At 70.5% G+C, this 18,708-nt stretch carries 14 protein-coding genes, 4 tRNA genes and 1 other RNA gene; 10 read left to right on the forward strand and 9 right to left on the reverse strand.

What is annotated here, in order from left to right; all coding sequences use genetic code 11:
* Positions 1 to 63: 63 nt before the first annotated feature.
* The 4 genes from ACIQFX_RS03120 to ACIQFX_RS03135 form a co-directional block, all read right to left on the reverse strand.
* Positions 64 to 2,316 carry an FtsX-like permease family protein gene (locus tag ACIQFX_RS03120; RefSeq protein WP_402458355.1) on the reverse strand — a complete coding sequence of 751 codons (2,253 nt, stop codon included), beginning with the start codon at positions 2,314 to 2,316 and terminating at the stop codon, positions 64 to 66.
* Positions 2,313 to 2,987, reverse strand: coding sequence for an ABC transporter ATP-binding protein (locus ACIQFX_RS03125; protein ID WP_402458358.1), 675 nt, complete (start codon positions 2,985 to 2,987; stop codon positions 2,313 to 2,315). Before ACIQFX_RS03125 ends, ACIQFX_RS03120 begins: the two co-directional genes overlap by 4 nt.
* A gap of 57 nt (positions 2,988 to 3,044) precedes the next feature.
* The gene (locus ACIQFX_RS03130) at positions 3,045 to 3,452 is read right to left on the reverse strand and encodes a hypothetical protein (protein ID WP_402458360.1); all 408 of its coding nucleotides are present in this window, start codon (positions 3,450 to 3,452) and stop codon (positions 3,045 to 3,047) included.
* Between the two features lie 258 nt (positions 3,453 to 3,710).
* Entirely contained in the window at positions 3,711 to 4,331 is a 621-nt protein-coding gene (locus ACIQFX_RS03135; RefSeq protein WP_402458589.1) for a TetR/AcrR family transcriptional regulator, read from the reverse strand.
* A gap of 261 nt (positions 4,332 to 4,592) precedes the next feature.
* On the opposite strand from ACIQFX_RS03135, the gene ACIQFX_RS03140 reads away from it, so the two are divergent.
* Positions 4,593 to 5,021 (forward strand): VOC family protein, encoded by a 429-nt coding sequence (locus tag ACIQFX_RS03140; protein WP_402458363.1) that lies wholly within the window; start codon positions 4,593 to 4,595, stop codon positions 5,019 to 5,021.
* Between the two features lie 126 nt (positions 5,022 to 5,147).
* Here the strand turns inward: ACIQFX_RS03140 and ACIQFX_RS03145 are convergent.
* Positions 5,148 to 5,235: transfer RNA gene (locus tag ACIQFX_RS03145), tRNA-Ser, on the reverse strand.
* A 320-nt stretch (positions 5,236 to 5,555) separates the two neighbouring features.
* Here ACIQFX_RS03145 and ffs point away from each other — a divergent pair.
* The 6 genes from ffs (at position 5,556) to ACIQFX_RS03175 (ending at position 14,162) form a co-directional block, all read left to right on the forward strand.
* Positions 5,556 to 5,654: signal recognition particle sRNA small type (gene ffs / locus ACIQFX_RS03150), an RNA gene on the forward strand.
* 129 nt (positions 5,655 to 5,783) lie between these two features.
* The gene (locus ACIQFX_RS03155; protein ID WP_402458365.1) at positions 5,784 to 7,922 is read left to right on the forward strand and encodes a DNA polymerase III subunit gamma and tau; all 2,139 of its coding nucleotides are present in this window, start codon (positions 5,784 to 5,786) and stop codon (positions 7,920 to 7,922) included.
* A 61-nt stretch (positions 7,923 to 7,983) separates the two neighbouring features.
* Positions 7,984 to 9,234, forward strand: coding sequence for a phosphoribosylamine--glycine ligase (gene purD, locus ACIQFX_RS03160; protein ID WP_402458368.1), 1,251 nt, complete (start codon positions 7,984 to 7,986; stop codon positions 9,232 to 9,234).
* Between the two features lie 270 nt (positions 9,235 to 9,504).
* Positions 9,505 to 11,394 carry a hypothetical protein gene (locus ACIQFX_RS03165; RefSeq protein ID WP_402458370.1) on the forward strand — a complete coding sequence of 630 codons (1,890 nt, stop codon included), beginning with the start codon at positions 9,505 to 9,507 and terminating at the stop codon, positions 11,392 to 11,394.
* A 310-nt stretch (positions 11,395 to 11,704) separates the two neighbouring features.
* On the forward strand, positions 11,705 to 13,165 hold the full coding sequence (locus tag ACIQFX_RS03170; protein ID WP_402458372.1) for a N,N-dimethylformamidase beta subunit family domain-containing protein: 1,461 nt from the start codon (positions 11,705 to 11,707) through the stop codon (positions 13,163 to 13,165).
* 88 nt (positions 13,166 to 13,253) lie between these two features.
* Positions 13,254 to 14,162, forward strand: a complete 909-nt coding sequence (locus tag ACIQFX_RS03175; protein ID WP_402458375.1) for a phosphoribosylaminoimidazolesuccinocarboxamide synthase — start codon at positions 13,254 to 13,256, stop codon at positions 14,160 to 14,162.
* A 44-nt stretch (positions 14,163 to 14,206) separates the two neighbouring features.
* On the opposite strand, the gene ACIQFX_RS03180 is transcribed toward ACIQFX_RS03175, so the two are convergent.
* The 4 genes from ACIQFX_RS03180 to ACIQFX_RS03195 all read right to left on the reverse strand — a co-directional run bounded on the left by ACIQFX_RS03180 (position 14,207) and on the right by ACIQFX_RS03195 (position 15,144).
* Positions 14,207 to 14,282: transfer RNA gene (locus ACIQFX_RS03180), tRNA-Gly, on the reverse strand.
* Between the two features lie 136 nt (positions 14,283 to 14,418).
* Positions 14,419 to 14,491, reverse strand: a tRNA-Gly gene (locus ACIQFX_RS03185).
* An 80-nt stretch (positions 14,492 to 14,571) separates the two neighbouring features.
* Positions 14,572 to 14,643: transfer RNA gene (locus ACIQFX_RS03190), tRNA-Gly, on the reverse strand.
* 159 nt (positions 14,644 to 14,802) lie between these two features.
* Complete coding sequence (locus ACIQFX_RS03195; protein WP_402458377.1) at positions 14,803 to 15,144, reverse strand: Lsr2 family protein; 342 nt, start codon at positions 15,142 to 15,144, stop codon at positions 14,803 to 14,805.
* 366 nt (positions 15,145 to 15,510) lie between these two features.
* Between ACIQFX_RS03195 and purS the strand changes: the two genes are divergently transcribed.
* The 3 genes from purS to purL are packed head-to-tail and all read left to right on the forward strand — an operon-like array spanning position 15,511 to position 18,682.
* Positions 15,511 to 15,756, forward strand: coding sequence for a phosphoribosylformylglycinamidine synthase subunit PurS (purS, locus tag ACIQFX_RS03200; protein WP_017240564.1), 246 nt, complete (start codon positions 15,511 to 15,513; stop codon positions 15,754 to 15,756).
* Positions 15,753 to 16,433: a phosphoribosylformylglycinamidine synthase subunit PurQ gene (gene purQ, locus ACIQFX_RS03205; RefSeq protein ID WP_365225469.1), complete on the forward strand. Its 681-nt coding sequence runs from the start codon at positions 15,753 to 15,755 to the stop codon at positions 16,431 to 16,433. Before purS ends, purQ begins: the two co-directional genes overlap by 4 nt.
* Complete coding sequence (gene purL, locus ACIQFX_RS03210) at positions 16,433 to 18,682, forward strand: phosphoribosylformylglycinamidine synthase subunit PurL (protein WP_402458381.1); 2,250 nt, start codon at positions 16,433 to 16,435, stop codon at positions 18,680 to 18,682. Before purQ ends, purL begins: the two co-directional genes overlap by 1 nt.
* Positions 18,683 to 18,708: the final 26 nt, after the last annotated feature.

Consider the following 18,708-nt stretch of genomic DNA (forward strand, 5'->3'; position numbering starts at 1 on the left):
TCCTCGGACGGTCACCTACTTCTCAGACCGCCGTCCCACCCCGAACTCATCGCTCCCGGCCCCTCAGTCCCGCCGAATCTGCTCCGGCTCCACATGCCTCCGCACCATCGGCACCGACGCCACCCCCGCCACCACCATCACGACCAGCGCACACCCCACCAGAACCGGCAACCCCTCCCAGTCCCAATGCACCGCTCCACCCCCCGTAATCAGATAGCTCGACTCCGCCAACCACCCCGCCACCACCGCCGCACCCAGCCCCACACCCAGCGGCACCACCACCTGCACCACCTGCACCACCTTCAACGTCCCCGCCCTCGCCCCCAACAACACCAACGCCGCCACCTCCCCCCGCCTCTCCATCCCCCGATCCGCCACCGCCACCACAAACGCCGCCACCCCGATGACCAGCCCCAACACCATCCCCACCACCAACAAACTCCGAATCACCCTCAACTGCGCCATCGAATCGATCACAATCCCCACCGGATCCACCACAGCCGTAGGCGCAACCCCCCCGATCCCATCAAGCACCGCCCGCACGGTCTCAGGATCCGAACCACTGAGCAGCGTGAGCGTGCCGTGCGAATCCGCCAGGCCTGACGGAACCAGCGAAGGAGGTACGAGAAGCGCGCCCGCCTTGAAAGCGGACACCCCCCATGTCCGCAGCGACACCCGCTCGGCGGGCACGGTCATCAGAACCTTCCGACCGTCCTTCAACGCGAAGGGGTACTTCTCTCCCGCCTTCGGGTCGTACTCGAACGGCGTGCTCTCGTCCCGCAACTGCATGACACGGCCGTCCACACAGCCACGAGCCTGCCGCGCGTAAACCGCGAGCTGCCCACACGTGCCGACCACCAGGTCGGCGCGCGCCACTTCGCTCCCGTCCAGCGGATTCCACGAGCTGTACGAGACCGTCGCCGCCCGCACCCCGGGAATCTCGACCAGCGCCTCCCGCTGCGCCGGCGAGAGGTCCTTCAGCTGAATGTCGTACTCCTGAAGCGGCCCGCTCCGCCGACTCACCTGGTCCAGCTCGATCAGCACCCCCTGCGTCAGCGCCGCCCCGAACACCAGCAGCACGAGCCCCGTCGCCACCCGCAACGACGCCCCCGGATCCACCTCCGTCCGCCGCATCGCCAACGCCACCGGCAGCGACCTCGCCACCCCGGCCACTCGCCGCGCAATCCACGCGGTCACCGGCGCCAACCCGAAAACGAGCCCAGCACCGGTCAACAACACAGCACCAGGCACCAACAGCGACCCCGCCGCCCCACCCGACGGATCCCGCCCCATCGCGCTGGCCACGCAATACCCCGCAACAATCCCCAGCCCAGGCACCAAAAGCAGCATCCCGAACTTCCTCGGCGCCTTCCGCTCCCCCGTCCTCCGCACACTGATCGGCGACAACGCAGCCCGCCGAGCACCGAAATGCCCCACCACCCACGCCAGCGCCGGACACCCCAACAAACACACGACCACCGTCGACGCCTCGGGCCGCCCGTCACTCGGATACCAATGCAGCCCAGGAAGCCCGACCCGTGCCATCACCTCATTGACCCCGAGATACCCCACGACCCCCAAAACGGCACCAACAAACGCGGCGACCACGTTCTCCCCCGCATTGACCCGCATCGTGTCCCTCACACTGAGGCCCACCAGCCGAAGCGCCGCCAACCGCCGCGCACGCGACTCCCCTGAGAGCCGCGCACAGACGGAGAGAAAGATGACTAGGGGGAGCAGCACGATGCACCCGAGGGTGAAGCGCAGGATGCTGATGGTCGATGGTTCGACGATCTGTCGCCACGATCGACTGGTGCCGAAGCTACCCAGCTCCCCTGCTTCAGTCAGCTCATCAGGGGTGGTGCCGATATAGGCGTACAGATCTTCGCTGTCGCCCAATCCCTCCGGTGAAATGGTGCCAGTGACGCGACCGGGGACGAGACCCGCTGCGCTTGGATTGGCAGCCAAAATCTCAGCAAGCTTCGGAGAGACCACTGCTTCGCCAGCAGCAGGAAGCCGCTTGATGCCCGGGGGCACTGGAGCAGGACCTGCACCTCTCCGTGCGACGAAAACCCGATGAAGCGGCTGCGACCCGTAGGGATCCCGAAATTCCTGGTATAGAAAGCCACTTGTTCCCTTACTCGGCTCGCGCGCAGCTGTACGTGCATCATGAGAGGTAAGGATCGATGGGATCGTGAGGACTGCGGCCAGGCACGCCACTCCGAGTGCCGCCCCAAGCGTCATCAGTAAGAAGCGGGCCCGTCCTCGACGCCCGCTGCCGCGCAGCAGCCGCATTCCGAGGATGAACGGGTTCATGCGGCCACCCTCTGAGCCAGAAGACCGTCCGACATTGTGTACTGCGTGTCGGCCCTCGCGGCGACTTCGGCATCGTGCGTGACGATGACCACGGCTGTCTTCTGCCTCCGTGCGAGCTGAAGGAACTCCTCCAGCACGGCAGAGGCATTGGCGCTGTCGAGGGCCCCGGTCGGCTCATCCGCGAACACCACGTCAGGGCGATGGACCAGAGCTCGTGCCACCGCTACACGCTGGCTCTGGCCGCCTGACAGCTTTGAGGTTCTGCGTCGCAATAGATCGCCCATCCCGAGCCGTCCCAGCACCTGGCCGGCCATTGCATGGGCATGCGTCTTACTGATTCCGGCGAGCCGGAGGGGAAGGGCAGCGTTCTCTTCCACGGTCAGCTCGGGCAGAAGCTCCCCGTACTGGAAGACGAAGCCCAGGCGTGTGCGTCGTAAAGCACTCAGCTCCCCATCCGGGAGCGAAGAGAGTTGCATGCCGTCGAAAGTTACGGTCCCGCTGGTCGGTGGCAGAATTCCTGCGAGGCAGTACAGCAGCGATGACTTACCTGATCCGCTGCTCCCCATGATGGCGGCCACTTCACCGCGCTCGAGTGTGAAATCTGCGTTCCGTACGGCTTGCTCGGTGCCGTAGAGGAGATCCACGCCCTCGGCGCGGAGGATGACGTCCATCGTGGTGCGCTCCTTGGGGGTGGGGAGCCGCGCGAGGCGGCTCCCCAGAACCGATGACTACTTGCGCGAGAACAGCCGCTCCGGTGAGCAGTAATCAGGCCGCAGCGAGCCGCGGTCAATGCACGCGTGCATACGCACCTGCTTGGTCTTGAGAACCGCACCGTCGGAGAACACTTTGTCCACCTTGAGGTGCTTCCTCTGGACGCCCGTCAGGTGGCCCCATGCGTAGCCCTCGACCTTGATACGGAGGTAAACGTTGTGGCCGTCGTCCTTGTTCTCGTCGCGCAGAGTGCCCTTCACGTGCAGGCCGCTCGGAATCTTGGTCGTGGGCTGCCACTGGTACGTGCCGACGAAGCCGACCCCCGGCATCCGCATCACCAAATCGTGTGCAGAGTCGGCCACCGCCACCCCCATCCCCCCGAAGAACAACCCCGCAGCCACCACAGCAGTAGCCAACTTCCGCATCGATAACCCCTGTTTGATCGTGCCGACTGGTCATCACAGAAAGTATCGGCATGACTACATAAGGATGCGCGCAGTAACGTCCCTCCGTCTCATGACCCCCCGATCCGGTGAACAGGGGTATTCGGCATGACGGGGAGGGGGTTGGGGTTCGAGGATGAGAAGAAGGCTGCCCCGCGTAGCGGCGGAGGCGGCTGTCTGTTCGTGCGGGGCGTTCGCGTTCCGAGGGGCCCCATCAATCGTGGTGGGGTCCTTCGGTGTTCATCGGGTCGCGAGCGCGGCGTCGAGGAGGGTGCGGAGGTGGTCGGCCTCCGGGAGGAGGGTGGCTTCGATGTGGTCGTTGTCGTGGCCGGCGAGGGTGAGTTCCTGGATGCGCCGGAACAGCAGGCGGTCGGCGGCGGCGATGAGGGCGGCGGCGGCGCGGGGGGCGATGGCCTCCGGTGCGGTGTCCGTCGGTGCCGCTGCGTCTGCCAGTGCCTTGGCGAGTGCGTCCTCGCGGAGGTCGTGCAGTTCGCGCAGGCGGGCGGTGAGGGTGGGGCTGTCGGCGACCATGCGGGCGAAGGCGGGGCCGGTGAAGCCGACGACGGGGTCGTGGGCGAGGAGGGCGGCGCGGAAGGTGCGGCCGAGGGCGGCGAGCGGGGTTTCGTCGGGACGGCGCTCGGCGACGGTTCGGGCCAGGCCCTGGGTGAACGCCTGGTGGTGGTCGAGGGCCAGGTCTTCTTTGCGGGGGAAGTAGTTGGTGACCGTCTTCTTGGCGACGCGGGCCGCGGTGGCGATCTCGGCGATGGTGGTCGGCTCGAAGCCCTGCTCGATGAAGAGCTTGGTGGCGCAGTCGGAGATCAGCTGCCTGGTCTCCTGCTTCTTGGACTCACGGAGCCCCATCTCGGTAGTCATGGGGGAATCTTACTCTCGTCGTAAAAATATGCTTGACGGTGCGATGTGGGCGGGGCTAAGTTTACGTCCGTAGCAAAAATCGCCTGAGTGGATGTACGGGCGACGACGCTGCCGTGCCGTCCGTCCTCACGCGCGCCACTCGCGCCACGTACGCCAGGAGTCCGTATAGACAGCCACGCCCCCGCCGGGCCGACGCAGCCGCAAGGCACCTCTCCTCTCCATCCCCACCCGCACCCGTCAGGAGCCGCCATGAACGTCACCACCTCCACGCTGTCCCTGACCGTCGCCGACGTGGACGCTTCGCGCGACTTCTTCCGTACGCACTTGGGGTACGAGGTCGCCATGGCCGCCGACGGCTTCGTCTCGCTGAGCCGCGGTGACGCCGCCGCCGACATCGTGCTGCTCCGTCGGGGAAGTGAAGTGCTCCCGCCCGAGCAGCGCGACCAGCAGGCGGCGGGCCTGATCCTCGCTCTCACCGTCTCCGGCATCGAGGCCGCGGAACGGCGCCTCTCCGAGGCCGGCGCCCCCATCACCATGCCGCTGCGCGAAGAACCCTGGGGTGAGCGCCTCTTCCAGCTCACCGACCCGAACGGCATCGTCGTCCAGCTCGTCGAATGGGTCACCCCGGACGCGTCGACCACGGCAGAGACGCCTGACGCACCGGACGCGCTCAACTGAGCAGGCCCCCATGCCCTGTCTCAGGTCCTGCCCCAGGTCGAGTAATCGGCAGGCGATGACCCCGGCAACGTCGAAGGGCCCCACCGCGAACGGTGGGGCCCTTCGACATCGTGCCCGGTGAGGCACTGGCGGAGGATACGAGATTCGAACTCGTGAGGGGTTGCCCCCAACACGCTTTCCAAGCGTGCGCCCTAGGCCTCTAGGCGAATCCTCCGCCGCAAACAATACAAGACGTTGAGGGGTGCTCGCGAACGTGATCGGTACGAGGGTCGCCGGGGCGGGATCGAGGCCGGGATCGGCGGAGGGGGCGGGGGCGAGATCGAGGCCGGGATCGGCTGAGGGGTCGAGGGTGGGATCGAGGCCGGGATCGGTGGAGGGGCCGAGGGTGGGATCGAGGCCGGGATCGGCGGAGGGGTCGAGGGTGGGATCGAGGTCGGGATCGGTGGAGAGGGTGGGAGAAGGGGCGGGGGAAGGGTGGTGGAGAGATAGGGGGAGGGAGGGGCACGGAGGGCTCTGGGGATCGGGTACGCTGGGCGGAGCCCCTCACGCGGTGCTATCTGACTGAACTCCCCCAGGGCCGGAAGGCAGCAAGGGTAGGTCGGCTCTGGCAGGTGCGTGGGGGGCGCTTGCGTTCCCGGGGCAGTCGGCGAGGCCGAGCCAGGCGGCGGGTCCGAGGGGCGGACCCGGCGGTGCGTGGTGGCGGGTCCGGCGGGGGTGGTGGGTTTTCCCGGGTTGTCGGTGGGCGCCTATAACCTCGTACTTGTGTCGTCTCTCGCGCTCTACCGCCGCTATCGCCCCGAGTCCTTCGCCGAGGTCATCGGGCAGGAGCATGTCACTGACCCGTTGCAGCAGGCGCTGCGGAACAACAGGGTCAATCACGCGTACCTGTTCAGTGGGCCGCGCGGGTGCGGGAAGACGACGAGTGCGCGGATCCTGGCGCGGTGTCTGAACTGCGAGCAGGGGCCGACGCCGACGCCGTGCGGGGAGTGTCAGTCGTGCCGGGACCTGGCGAGGAACGGGCCGGGGTCGATCGACGTGATCGAGATCGACGCGGCGTCGCACGGTGGTGTGGACGACGCGCGTGACCTGCGGGAGAAGGCGTTCTTCGGGCCGGCGTCGAGCCGGTACAAGATCTACATCATCGACGAGGCCCACATGGTCACGTCGGCGGGGTTCAACGCGCTCCTGAAGGTGGTCGAGGAGCCGCCGGAGCACCTCAAGTTCATCTTCGCGACGACGGAGCCCGAGAAGGTCATCGGGACGATCAGGTCGCGGACGCACCACTACCCGTTCCGGCTGGTGCCGCCGGGGACGCTGCGGGACTACCTGGGCGAGGTGTGCGGGCGGGAGGGCATTCCGGTCGCGGAGGGGGTGCTGCCGCTCGTCGTGCGGGCCGGCCAGGGGTCGGTGCGTGACTCGATGTCGGTGATGGACCAGCTGCTCGCGGGGGCAGCCGACGACGGTGTGACGTACGCCATGGCGACGTCGCTGCTGGGCTACACGGACGGGTCGCTGCTCGACTCGGTGGTGGATTCGTTCGCCTCCGGGGACGGGGCCGCGGCCTTCGAGGTGGTCGACCGGGTCATCGAGGGGGGCAACGACCCGCGGAGGTTCGTCACGGACCTGCTGGAGCGGCTGCGGGACCTGGTGATCCTGGCGGCGGTGCCGGACGCGGCGGAGAAGGGGCTCATCGACGCCCCCGCCGACGTGATCGAGCGCATGCAGGCCCAGGCGTCGGTCTTCGGGGCCGCCGAGCTGAGCCGGGCTGCCGACCTGGTCAACACGGGGCTGACGGAGATGCGGGGCGCCACCTCGCCCCGGCTCCAGCTGGAACTGATCTGCGCGCGGGTGCTGCTGCCCGCCGCCTTCGACGACGAGCGCTCGCTCCTGGCCAGGCTCGACCGCCTGGAGCGCGGGGCCGCCGCCGCGCCCGCGCCCGTCTTCACGCCCGGACCGCCGGCGGCCGCGCTGGGGTACGTGCCCGGTCCCGAGGCCCACACGCCGATGGCGCCGCCGCCGCCCGCCCCGGCCCCCGTACAGGCGGCACCCGCGCAGGCGGATCCCGTACAGGCGCAGCCCGCGCCCGCCTTCCCGCAGGCCCCGCAGCCCGCTCCCGTGCAGGCGCAGCCCCCCGCGGCGCGCCCCGGGGCGTGGCCGGGGGCCGCCGCGCCCGGCAGCGGTGCGCCCGGTGCCTGGCCCGGTGCGTCCGGTCAGGCCGCGCCGGCGGCGCAGGCTCCGGCTCCGGCCGCGGCCGCGGCCGCGCCCGTGCAGGCGCAGCCGGCTCCGGCGTCCGGTGGAGGGGGCGGGGACACGGCGCAGGTGCGGAACCTGTGGCCGCAGATCCTGGACGCGGTGAAGAACCGGCGTCGTTTCACGTGGATCCTGCTCAGCCAGAACGCGCAGGTGGCGGGCTTCGACGGGACGACGCTGCAGCTCGGCTTCCTGAATGCCGGGGCGCGCGACAACTTCGCGAGCAGCGGCAGCGAGGAGGTCCTGAAGCAGGCCCTCGCCGAGCAGTTCAACGTGAACTGGAAGGTCGAGGCGATCATCGACCCCTCGGGCGGTGCCTCGCCGCCGCCCGCCGCCACCGGTTTCGGTGGTTCCGGCGGGACCGGAGGGTTCGGGGGCGGCAGGCCCGCCGCGCCCGCTCCGGCCTTCCAGCAGGCGCCGCCGGCTCCCGCGCAGGCGCAGCCGGCCCCGTCCGCGGCGTTCCCGCAGGCGGCCGCGCCGGCACCGGCTCCCGCGCCCGCGTACAGCCCGCCGGCGCCGCAGCCGGTGGCGCCCGAGGACGACGTGCCGGAGGAGGACGATCCCGACCTCGTGGACTCCGCGCTGTCGGGGCACGACCTGATCGTGCGCGAGCTCGGAGCCACCGTTGTGGAGGAATACACGAACGAGTAGGGGCGTCTCGCTCGGTGGCCCGCACAAGGGGCATCCCGGCCAGCGGGCTACCCTGGCTGGCGTGAAGGTCCTCGTCATCGGCGGCGGCGCCCGCGAACACGCCCTGTGCCGCTCTCTCTCACTCGATCCCGACGTCACCGCTCTGCACTGCGCGCCCGGCAACGCCGGAATCGCGGAGGTCGCCGAGCTGCACCCCGTCGACCAGCTGGACGGCGAAGCCGTCGCGCGCCTCGCCACCGAGCTCGGCGCCGAGCTGGTCGTCGTCGGCCCGGAGGCCCCGCTCGTCGCGGGTGTCGCCGACGCCGTCCGCGCGGCCGGCGTCCCCGTCTTCGGCCCCTCGAAGGAGGCGGCGCTCCTGGAGGGCTCCAAGGCCTTCGCCAAGGACGTCATGGCCGGCGCGGGCGTGCCCACCGCCCGCAGCTACGTCTGCACGACCCCGGAGGAGATCGACGAGGCGCTCGACGCCTTCGGTGCTCCGTACGTGGTCAAGGACGACGGTCTCGCCGCCGGCAAGGGCGTCGTGGTCACGGAGGACGTCGAGCAGGCCCGGGCGCACGCGCTCGCCTGCGACCGGGTCGTCATCGAGGAGTTCCTCGACGGCCCCGAGGTCTCCCTCTTCGCGATCACCGACGGCACCACCGTCCTCCCGCTCCAGCCCGCGCAGGACTTCAAGCGCGCGCTCGACGGTGACGAGGGCCCGAACACCGGTGGCATGGGCGCCTACTCGCCGCTGCCCTGGGCCGACCCGAAGCTGGTCGAGGAGGTCCTCGCGACCGTCCTCCAGCCGACGGTCGACGAGCTGCGCCGGCGCGGCACGCCGTTCTCCGGTCTGCTGTACGCCGGTCTGGCGATCACCAGTCGTGGTGTCCGGGTCATCGAGTTCAACGCGCGCTTCGGCGACCCGGAGACCCAGGTGGTCCTGGCCCGTCTGAAGACCCCGCTCGCCGGTGTCCTGCTGAACTCCGCGAACGGCACGCTGGCCGACCAGGCCCCGCTGAACTGGGCCGACGACGCCGCGGTCACCGTGGTCGTCGCCTCCCACAACTACCCGGACACCCCGCGCACCGGCGACCCGATCGAGGGCCTCGCCGAGATCGCGGAGCAGGACGCCCCGCACGCGTACGTGCTGCACGCCGGCACGAAGCTGGACGGCGGCAAGGTCGTCAGCGCGGGCGGCCGCGTCCTCTCAGTCACCGCGACCGGCGCGGACCTGGCGCAGGCCCGCGAGCGGGCGTACGCGGCGGTCGGCCGTATCCGGCTTGACGGTGCGCAGCACCGCACGGACATCGCGCGGAAGGCCGCCGAGGGCTGATTCCGCCGGACTTCGTCCGATTCCTTTTGTGGCCGTGTGGTGCGGAAGCTGTGAACCACACGGCCACAAAAGTGCCATCACCTTTGCCCAAAGCCATTCCATCGAGTGACGGCTCGGCCATACGGATGACTGCCGCCAGCGCCCCAACTAGGGTGCGGCGAAGGCGTTCCGGCACTTGGCCCACCGGCATTGCGATGTCGGTGGCGGGTGCCACAGTGGGGGAGTGAGCAACACCGCCACAGGCAGTCCCGACGAGGGCAGGAGGGGGTGATGTCCGGCGTGTCCGGTACCGGTTCCGTTGTCGGCGAGGAGTGGGGTGTGCGCGCCGCGCACTCCCGGGCCCTCGCCGTCCTCCGTGTCCGAGGCAGGGCCCTTGGCCTCGCGGTGCTCCCCGCCGCGGTGGCCGTCGTGCTGTACGCGGGCGGGGTCACCGGCCACTTCACCGGCGCGGCCTGGGACACGGCCCGCTGGGGCGTGACCGTCCTCGCGGTGGTCGTCCTCCTCGCCGCCACGGCCGTCGCCCTCGTCGTCGCCCGGGCCCGCCCGGCCGCGACGCCGACGGTGGAGCTCGCCGAGACCGCCGCCCCCGATCTGTACCGGCTCGTCCGGGACCTGGCCGACCGGCTCGACGTCCCCGCGCCTGCCGGCATAGCCCTGACGCCGGACTGCGACAGCTGGTTGGAGGACCGCACGCACCGGGCCCACCGCGCGCTGCGGACGGCGCCCGGCGGAGACGGCGCTCCCGTCCTCGTCATAGGTTCGCCGTTCCTGTGGTGGATGCGCGTCGCCGAGCTGCGCGCCGTCCTCGCCCCCGTCGTGGCCGGTACGGGTCCGGCCGCGCACCCCGACATAGCCGCGGCCCGCCGCTTCGTCCGGGGCCTGGACGCCGCCGTGGCCGTACCCGGCGAGCCCGGCCTGGACCCGCTGCGCAGGCTCGGCGCCCAGGGCGTCGGGCGCATCGCCCGCGTCCTGCTGCGCGCCTGCCGGGGGTACGCGGCCGAGATGGAGCGCGGGGTCGCCGCCGCCGGTTCGGAGCGCGCCCAGGCCGTCGACTACGGCGTACGGATCGTCGCCCAGGAGCAGGTCGGCCTGGCGTACGCGGGCTGGGACCGCCTCCTGACCCGGGTCGCGCTGCCCGCCTGGCGCATGGGCCGCTGGCCCGCCAAGCTCGACGCGGGCGTGGTCTCCGCCCTGACCGAGCTGTCCCGCCGCGACCGGCTCGCGGAGGGCTTCTCCTCCCGGCTCGGCGAGCGCCCTGCCTGCGACCTCCTGGAGGAGCCGGGCGCGGTCGACGAGGCGACCTCGCTGCTCGCCGCCCGGCTCTTCCACGGCGGCCCGGCCGAGGCCGGCCCCGACTGGTCCCCGGTCGAGTGGAGCCAGTACCCGGAGGAGGTCGTCGACCGGAAGTGGCGCACCGACGCCGCCCGCCTGCACCAGGTCCTCGACGGTCTCGGCGTCCCCGACTCGGCGGCCGGCTCGGCCCCCGACCCCGCCGGTCCGACCCTGACCCGCGTGATCGCCCACCTGACGATCGAACGGCCCGTCGGCGCCGTGCCCCCGGAGTCCGCCCCCACGACACCGGGGACGGACGCGACGGACCTCCCGCTCGACGACGAGACCGTGGACCGGCTCGATGACGAGGCGGCGAGCCGATTCGACGACGAGCCCGTGAGCCGATTCGACGACGAGACCGTGAGGCAACTCGACGACGACGAGCCCGTGAACCCCGCCGCCGAGGCGCTCGCCGCGGCGCTCAGCGCGCTGCTGGTGCGCGAGGAGGCGGCGCGGGAGGCGCGGGTCGCCGCGGCGGCCGAGCGTGCGCGCGCGGCGGAGAAGGGCCGCAAGGCCGCCCCCGCGTCGGTGGCGGTGAGCGGCCCCGACGGGCCGTTGCCGCTGTTCCCGCTCCAGCCGCCCCGTTCGGGACGCGACCTGCTGGCCGACCACGTCACCGCGATGGTCTGCTGCGCGGCGGTGGACACGGCGGAGGCCGTGCCCGGCCTGGACTGGCTGGACGGCCCCGCCCTGCTCGTCGGCGGGGAGCGGGCGGCGGACCTCGGGCCCCGTGTCCTGGCCCTCGTCGAGGACGGCGACCCGGAGCCGCTGAGCGTGTGGCTGGCCCGTACCGGGGTGCGTCCGGAGAAGCCCGTACGCCTGGTCTGACCAGGTCCGTACGGCTGCTCCGAGCCGATCCGTACGCCTGGTCCGACCTGGTCCGTACGCCGGTTCCGACCCCGTCCGTACGGCCCCGGTCCGAGCCCGTCCGTACGCCGGTTCCGAGCCCGTCCGGCGGGTCTCCGCCCCGGAGGCCCGGCTTCCACTCTCGTCAATTCACGACGAACGGTGACGGAGTGCGTGCGTTATGTGATGTGCTGGAGACCGTCACTGACAGAGGCAAGGACCAGCGGCACCGACCAGCCGACAAGCCGACGAGCAGGCCAGCCGACCGGGGGAGTCGAGGGAGGGGCGGATCATGGGGGCGGAGCAGATCAGACGGTGGGAGTCCGGCGCGCTCGCGCACGCCGTGAGCGATCCCTTCGGCCAGGGTCCGCTGCCCTGGCTGCGCGGCTCGGAGAACTACTTCGACGACACCGGCCAGATGGTTCCCTGGTACGCGGACGAGATCCTGGCCCGGGGCGGCAGCGGCGGCCCCCGCACGGCCGACGACGTACGCCGCCAGATCAAGGGCTTCGCGTCGGACGGGGCCGTGGCGCCGGGGGAGTCGATCGACTTCCACGTCACGGTGGACCCGCCGCAGCAGTTCTCGGTCGACGTCTACCGGATCGGGCACTACGGCGGCGACGGCGCCGCGAAGATCACCACCAGCCCGCGCCTGTCCGGGATCGTCCAGCCGGCCCCGCTCACCGCCGACCGGACGGTCTCCTGCCACCACTGGTGGCAGTCCTGGCGGCTGCAGGTCCCGTCGTACTGGTCGATCGGCGCGTACGTGGCCGTCCTCACCACCGCCGACGGCTACCGGTCGCACATCCCCTTCACGGTCCGCGACAACCACCCGGCCGATCTGCTCCTCGTCCTGCCGGACGTGACCTGGCAGGCGTACAACCTCTACCCGGAGGACGGGCACACGGGCGCCAGCCTCTACCACGCCTGGGACGAGGACGGCCGGCTGCTCGGCGAGGAGGAGGCGGCCGTGACGGTCTCCTTCGACCGCCCGTACGCGGGCGCGGGCCTGCCGCTGCACGTGGGGCACGCGTACGACTTCATCCGCTGGGCCGAGCGGTACGGCTACGACCTCGCGTACGCCGAGACCCGCGACCTGCACGCGGGCCGGGTCGACCCGAGCCGCTACCGTGGCCTGGTCTTCCCCGGCCACGACGAGTACTGGTCGGCGCCGATGCGCAGGACCGCCGAGCTCGCCCGCGACCAGGGCACGTCGCTGGTCTTCCTCTCCGCCAACACCATGTACTGGCAGGTGGAGTTGGGCCCCTCGCCGTCCGGGGTGCCGGACCGCCTCCTGACCTGCCGGAAGCGGCGCGGCCCCGGCCGGCCCGCGCTCTGGCGCGAGGTCGACCGGCCCGAGCAGCAGCTCCTCGGCATCCAGTACGCGGGCCGGGTGCCCGAACCGCACCCGCTGGTCGTGCGGAACGCCGACCACTGGCTCTGGGACGCCACCGGAGCCGGTGACGGCGACGAGCTCCCCGGACTGGTGGCGGGCGAGGCCGACCGCTACTTCCCGCGCACCGCGCTCCCCGAGCACCAAGGCCGCATCCTGCTCGCCCACTCGCCCTACCGGGACGGCGAGGGGGTGCTCCGCCACCAGGAGACGAGCCTCTACCGGGCCCCGTCCGGCGCCTGGGTCTTCGCGTCCGGCACGTTCGCCTGGTCGCCTGCGCTGGACCGGCCGGGCCATGTCGACGCCCGGGTCCAGCGCGCCACCGCCAACCTCCTGGACCGGATCTGTAAGAGGGACTGAGCAGGGGGTCGCAGGGCCCGACGGTCGCGTCCGTCCGCGTGTGCGAGAGAATCGGACTCGCTCCTGGATCAACCTACGCGGAGGAACCGTGTCCGGATTCGTAGAAAAGCCCGAGCCCGTCCAGGTTCCGGGCCTCACCCATCTCCACACGGGCAAGGTCCGCGACCTGTACCGGAACGAGGCCGGTGACCTCGTGATGGTGGCGAGCGACCGCATGTCGGCCTACGACTGGGTCCTTCCCACCGAGATCCCCGACAAGGGGCGGGTGCTCACCCGGCTCTCCCTGTGGTGGTTCGACAAGCTCGCCGACCTGGTCCCCAACCACGTCATCTCCACCGAGCTGCCGGCCGGCGCCCCCGCCGACTGGGAGGGCCGCACCCTCGTCTGCAAGTCGCTGAACATGGTGCCGGTCGAGTGCGTCGCCCGCGGCTACCTCACCGGCTCGGGTCTGGTCGAGTACGACGAGTCCCGTACGGTGTGCGGCCTCGCGCTCCCCGAGGGCCTGAGCGACGGCTCCGAGCTGCCCGCCCCGATCTTCACCCCGGCGACGAAGGCCGCGGTCGGCGACCACGACGAGAACGTGTCGTACGAGGAGGTCGCCCGCCAGGTCGGCGCCGAGACCGCCGCGCTGCTGCGCCGCCGGACCCTCGACGTGTACGAGCGGGCCCGCGGCATCGCCCGCGAGCGGGGCATCATCCTCGCCGACACGAAGTTCGAGTTCGGCTTCGAGAGCACCCCGGACGGCGACCGGCTCGTCCTCGCCGACGAGGTCCTCACCCCGGACTCGTCCCGCTTCTGGCCGGCCGACCAGTGGCAGCCGGGCCGCGCCCAGCCCTCGTACGACAAGCAGTTCGTGCGGGACTGGCTGACCTCGCCGGCCTCGGGCTGGGACCGCAAGAGCGAGCAGCCGCCGCCGGCGCTCCCGCAGGAGATCGTGGACGCGACCCGCGCCAAGTACATCGAGGCGTACGAGCTGCTGACCGGGACCACCTGGTAGGACGACGAGAAAGCCCCCGGTCGATTCGACCGGGGGCTTCTTCGTGGAGCGGACGACGAGATTCGAACTCGCGACCCTCACCTTGGCAAGGTGATGCTCTACCAGCTGAGCCACGTCCGCATGCGCCGTAGCGCGCTGCTAACTATATACCCAACGTCCGGGGTGCTCGTGACACATTCCCGTGTGGGCCCGTTCACACGCTTCTCGGGCACGACGAAGGCCCCGGTTCCTGAGAACCGGGGCCTTCGTATTCCTGAGCGGACGACGAGATTCGAACTCGCGACCCTCACCTTGGCAAGGTGATGCTCTACCAACTGAGCCACGTCCGCATTGCTGCCGCTCGGCTTTCACCGGGCGGTGCGAGCACCACTCTACCTGATCCACAACCGTGGTCGGTCGAGCGATGCAGAGCGGGTGACAGGAATTGCACACTGCGCCTTCCCCCTGGAAGGGGGATGTTCTGCTACTGAACTACACCCGCACGCTGCTGGGGACTTGGCTTTTCGGCCTTGCCCCTCGGCGTGATCCAGACTCTACCTGATCAGTGGGGGTGCGATGCAAATCGGTTCCCCGGGCACCCGCCGGGGCGCCGCGGCCCGGCGGGTGCCCGGGTCCCGCGGCCCCGGCTCCCGCCCCGGGTTCAGCTCGCGGCGCGGAAGGCCTCGTAGACGCGCTTCGGGATCCGGCCGCGGGCGGGGACGTCCATCTTGTTGGACTGGGCCCAGGCGCGGACCGCCGCCGGGTCGGGGGCGAGGGCGGTGCGGGTGTACGACTCGACCGCGGGACTCCGGCCGGCCGCCACCCGGGCCGGGAGCTTGCGACCTGCGGCGAGGTAGGGCGCGAGGGTCTTGCGGAGTTTCTTTGCATTGGCAGCATTCAGGTCGATCTCGTACATCTTCCCGTCGAGGCCGAACGCGACCGTTTCAGCAGCTTCTCCGCCGTCGATGTCGTCGGAGAGAGTGACCACCACACGCTGAGCCACGGATATCGGTCCTTTCCTGCGGCCGTCGAGGTCGAGAGTGCGCTTGTGGCGCCTCTGACGTGCTGCGATGCCGACCGTACGGCTGTGCCGGGACAATGCTGCTTTCTTCTGGATTCCTTTGTACAGCGGCAGGTGTCGCATTGTGAAGCCCTGCCAATTGTTTCAGCGTGTCCCGGCGCATTGCGGTCCGCAATATTTCACTGGAATTTTTCGGGGGAGTGTGCGGGCGGCTCGTGGCGGGTGTTCGTGTGACCCACGCCGCACCGAACCGTGCTTTTGTAGGATCCTTCAGATCTCTACCCGCGTAGAATTTGGAGGCAGGTACGCTGAGGGAACCGCCCACGCAACACACCACCGGGAGTGCCAGTGGCACGCGTCGTAGTCGACGTCATGCTCAAGCCGGAGATCCTCGACCCTCAGGGGCAGGCGGTGCAGCGTGCACTGCCCCGCCTGGGATTCGCCGGAATCGCCGACGTCCGTCAGGGGAAGCGCTTCGAGCTGGAGGTGGAGGGGCCGGTCGATGACGCCGCCCTCGCCCGCATCCATGAGATGGCCGAAACCTTCCTTGCCAACACCGTGATCGAAGACTTCATCGTGAAGGTGGAGTCGTGACCGCACGCATCGGCGTCGTCACGTTCCCCGGAACGCTCGACGACCAGGACGCGCTGCGTGCCGCCCGCCTCGCGGGCGCCGAGCCCGTCTCGCTGTGGCACCGCGACAAGGACCTCAAGCAGGTCGACGCCGTGGTCCTGGCCGGTGGCTTCTCCTACGGCGACTATCTGCGGGCCGGAGCCATCTCCCGCTTCTCGCCGGTGATGGAGACGATCATCGAGCAGGCGAAGGCGGGCATGCCCGTCCTCGGCATCTGCAACGGCTTCCAGATCCTCACCGAGGCCCACCTGCTGCCGGGCGCGATGCTCCGCAACAACCACCTCCACTTCATCTGCCGCGACCAGAAGCTGCGGGTGGAGAACGCGGAGACCGCCTGGACCTCGGACTACACCGAGGGCCAGGAGATCGAGGTCCCGCTCAAGAACATGGACGGCCGGTACGTCGCCGACGAGCGCACGCTCGACGAGCTGGAGGCCGAGGGGCGGGTCGCCTTCCGCTACCTGGACGTCAACCCCAACGGCTCGCTGCGCGACATCGCGGGCATCACCAACGCCGCGGGCAACGTGGTCGGCCTCATGCCGCACCCCGAGCACGCCGTCGAGCCGCTGATCGGTACCGGCAAGACGGACGGCCTCGGTTTCTTCACCTCGATCCTCAAGAAGCTGGTCAACGCCTGATGAGCCTCGACACCGTCAAGCACGCGAGCGAGACGCCGGACAGCGAGCAGCCCTGGAAGGAGCTCGGCCTCAAGGAGGACGAGTACGCGCGCATCCGCGAGATCCTCGGCCGCCGTCCCACCGGCGCCGAGCTCGCCATGTACTCCGTCATGTGGTCCGAGCACTGCTCCTACAAGAGCAGCAAGGTCCACCTGAAGCAGTTCGGCGAGAAGGTCCCCGAGAACGACGCCATGCTCGTCGGCATCGGCGAGAACGCCGGCGTCGTCGACGTCGGCCAGGGGTACGCGGTCACCTTCAAGGTCGAGTCGCACAACCACCCCTCGTACATCGAGCCCTACCAGGGCGCGGCCACCGGCGTCGGCGGCATCGTCCGCGACATCCTCGCCATGGGTGCCCGCCCGGTCGCGGTCGTCGACCCGCTGCGCTTCGGCGCGGCCGACCACCCCGACACCAAGCGCGTGCTGCCCGGTGTCGTCGCCGGCATCGGCGGCTACGGCAACTGCCTCGGCCTGCCCAACATCGGTGGCGAGGTCGTCTTCGACTCCTGCTACCAGGGCAACCCGCTCGTCAACGCCGGCTGCATCGGCGTGATGAAGCACGAGGACATCCACCTCGCCAAGGCCTCCGGCCCCGGCAACAAGGTCATCCTGTACGGCGCCCGCACGGGCGGCGACGGCATCGGCGGCGTCTCGGTCCTCGCGTCCGAGACCTTCGACGACACCAAGCCCGCCAAGCGCCCCGCCGTCCAGGTCGGCGACCCGTTCCAGGAGAAGCTCCTCATCGAGTGCACCCTGGAGATCTTCAAGGAGAAGCTCGTCGCGGGCATCCAGGACCTCGGCGGCGCCGGGCTCTCCTGCGCCACGTCCGAGCTGGCCTCCGCGGGCTCCGGCGGCATGCGGGTCGACCTGGAGAAGGTCCACCTGCGCGACGCCACGCTCTCGCCCGAGGAGATCCTCATGAGCGAGTCGCAGGAGCGCATGTGCGCGATCGTCGAGCCCGAGCACGTCGACCGCTTCCTGGAGATCTGCGAGAAGTGGGACGTCATCGCGGTCGTCATCGGTGAGGTGACGGACGGCGAGCGCCTGGAGATCTTCTGGCACGGCGAGCAGATCGTCGACGTGCCGCCGCGCACGGTCGCCCACGAGGGCCCGGTCTACCACCGGCCGTTCGCGCGCCCGGAGTGGCAGGACGCGCTCCAGGCCGACGACGCCGGCAAGCTGCCCCGGCCGCAGGACGGCGCCGAGCTGAAGGACCAGGTCCTCAAGCTCGTGTCCTCGCCGAACCAGGCCTCGAAGTCCTGGATCACGGACCAGTACGACCGGTTCGTGCAGGGCAACACGGTCCTGGCGCAGCCCGAGGACGCGGGCATGGTCCGCATCGACGAGGAGACCAACCTCGGCGTGGCCATGGCGACCGACGGCAACGGCCGGTACGCGAAGCTCGACCCGTACACGGGCGCGCAGCTCGCGCTGGCGGAGGCGTACCGCAACGTCGCCGCGTCCGGTGCGAAGCCGCTCGCCATCTCGGACTGCCTGAACTTCGGTTCGCCCGAGGACCCGGCCGTGATGTGGCAGTTCGCCGAGGCCACCCGTGGTCTCGCGGACGGCTGCCTCCAGCTCGGCACCCCGGTCACCGGCGGCAACGTCTCCCTGTACAACCAGACGGGCGAGACCGCGATCCACCCGACGCCGGTCGTGGCCGTGCTCGGTGTGATCGACGACGTCAACCGCCGTACGCCGATCGCCTTCGCGGAAGAGGGCCAGCTCCTCTACCTGCTCGGCGACACGCGCGAGGAGTTCGGCGGCTCGGCCTGGTCCGAGGTGATCCACCAGCACCTCGGCGGTCTGCCGCCGGCCGTGGACCTCGACCGGGAGAAGCTGCTCGGCGAGATCCTGATCTCGGCGTCCCGCGACGGCATGATCGACGCGGCGCACGACCTGTCCGACGGCGGTCTCGTCCAGGCGGTCGTCGAGTCCTGCCTGCGCGGCGGGAACGGCGCGCGCCTGGTCGTCCCGGAGGGCCTGGACGCCTTCACGTTCCTCTTCAGCGAGTCGGCGGGCCGTGCGGTCGTCGCCGTCCCGCGCAGCGAGGAGCTCCGCTTCACCGACATGTGCGGTGCGCGGGGTCTGCCGGCGACCCGGATCGGTGTCGTCGACGGCGACGCTGTGGACGTGCAGGGCGAGTTCGCGCTCTCCCTCGCGGAGCTGCGCGAGGCGCACGAGGCGACGATCCCGGGCCTGCTGGCCTGATCGGTCCCGTACGGCACGGAGCCCCC

This window comes from Streptomyces sp. NPDC093089, assembly GCF_044754405.1.
Taxonomy (GTDB): Bacteria; Actinomycetota; Actinomycetes; order Streptomycetales; family Streptomycetaceae; genus Streptomyces.

Coding starts and splice junctions, on each gene's coding strand:
- ACIQFX_RS03120 (WP_402458355.1), bottom strand. CDS start 2,316: ATGAACCCGTTCATCCTCGGAATGCGGCTGCTGCGCGGCAGCGGGCGT.
- ACIQFX_RS03125 (WP_402458358.1), bottom strand. CDS start 2,987: ATGGACGTCATCCTCCGCGCCGAGGGCGTGGATCTCCTCTACGGCACC.
- ACIQFX_RS03130 (WP_402458360.1), bottom strand. CDS start 3,452: ATGCGGAAGTTGGCTACTGCTGTGGTGGCTGCGGGGTTGTTCTTCGGG.
- ACIQFX_RS03135 (WP_402458589.1), bottom strand. CDS start 4,331: ATGGGGCTCCGTGAGTCCAAGAAGCAGGAGACCAGGCAGCTGATCTCC.
- ACIQFX_RS03140 (WP_402458363.1), top strand. CDS start 4,593: ATGAACGTCACCACCTCCACGCTGTCCCTGACCGTCGCCGACGTGGAC.
- ACIQFX_RS03165 (WP_402458370.1), top strand. CDS start 9,505: ATGTCCGGCGTGTCCGGTACCGGTTCCGTTGTCGGCGAGGAGTGGGGT.
- ACIQFX_RS03170 (WP_402458372.1), top strand. CDS start 11,705: ATGGGGGCGGAGCAGATCAGACGGTGGGAGTCCGGCGCGCTCGCGCAC.
- purL (WP_402458381.1), top strand. CDS start 16,433: ATGAGCCTCGACACCGTCAAGCACGCGAGCGAGACGCCGGACAGCGAG.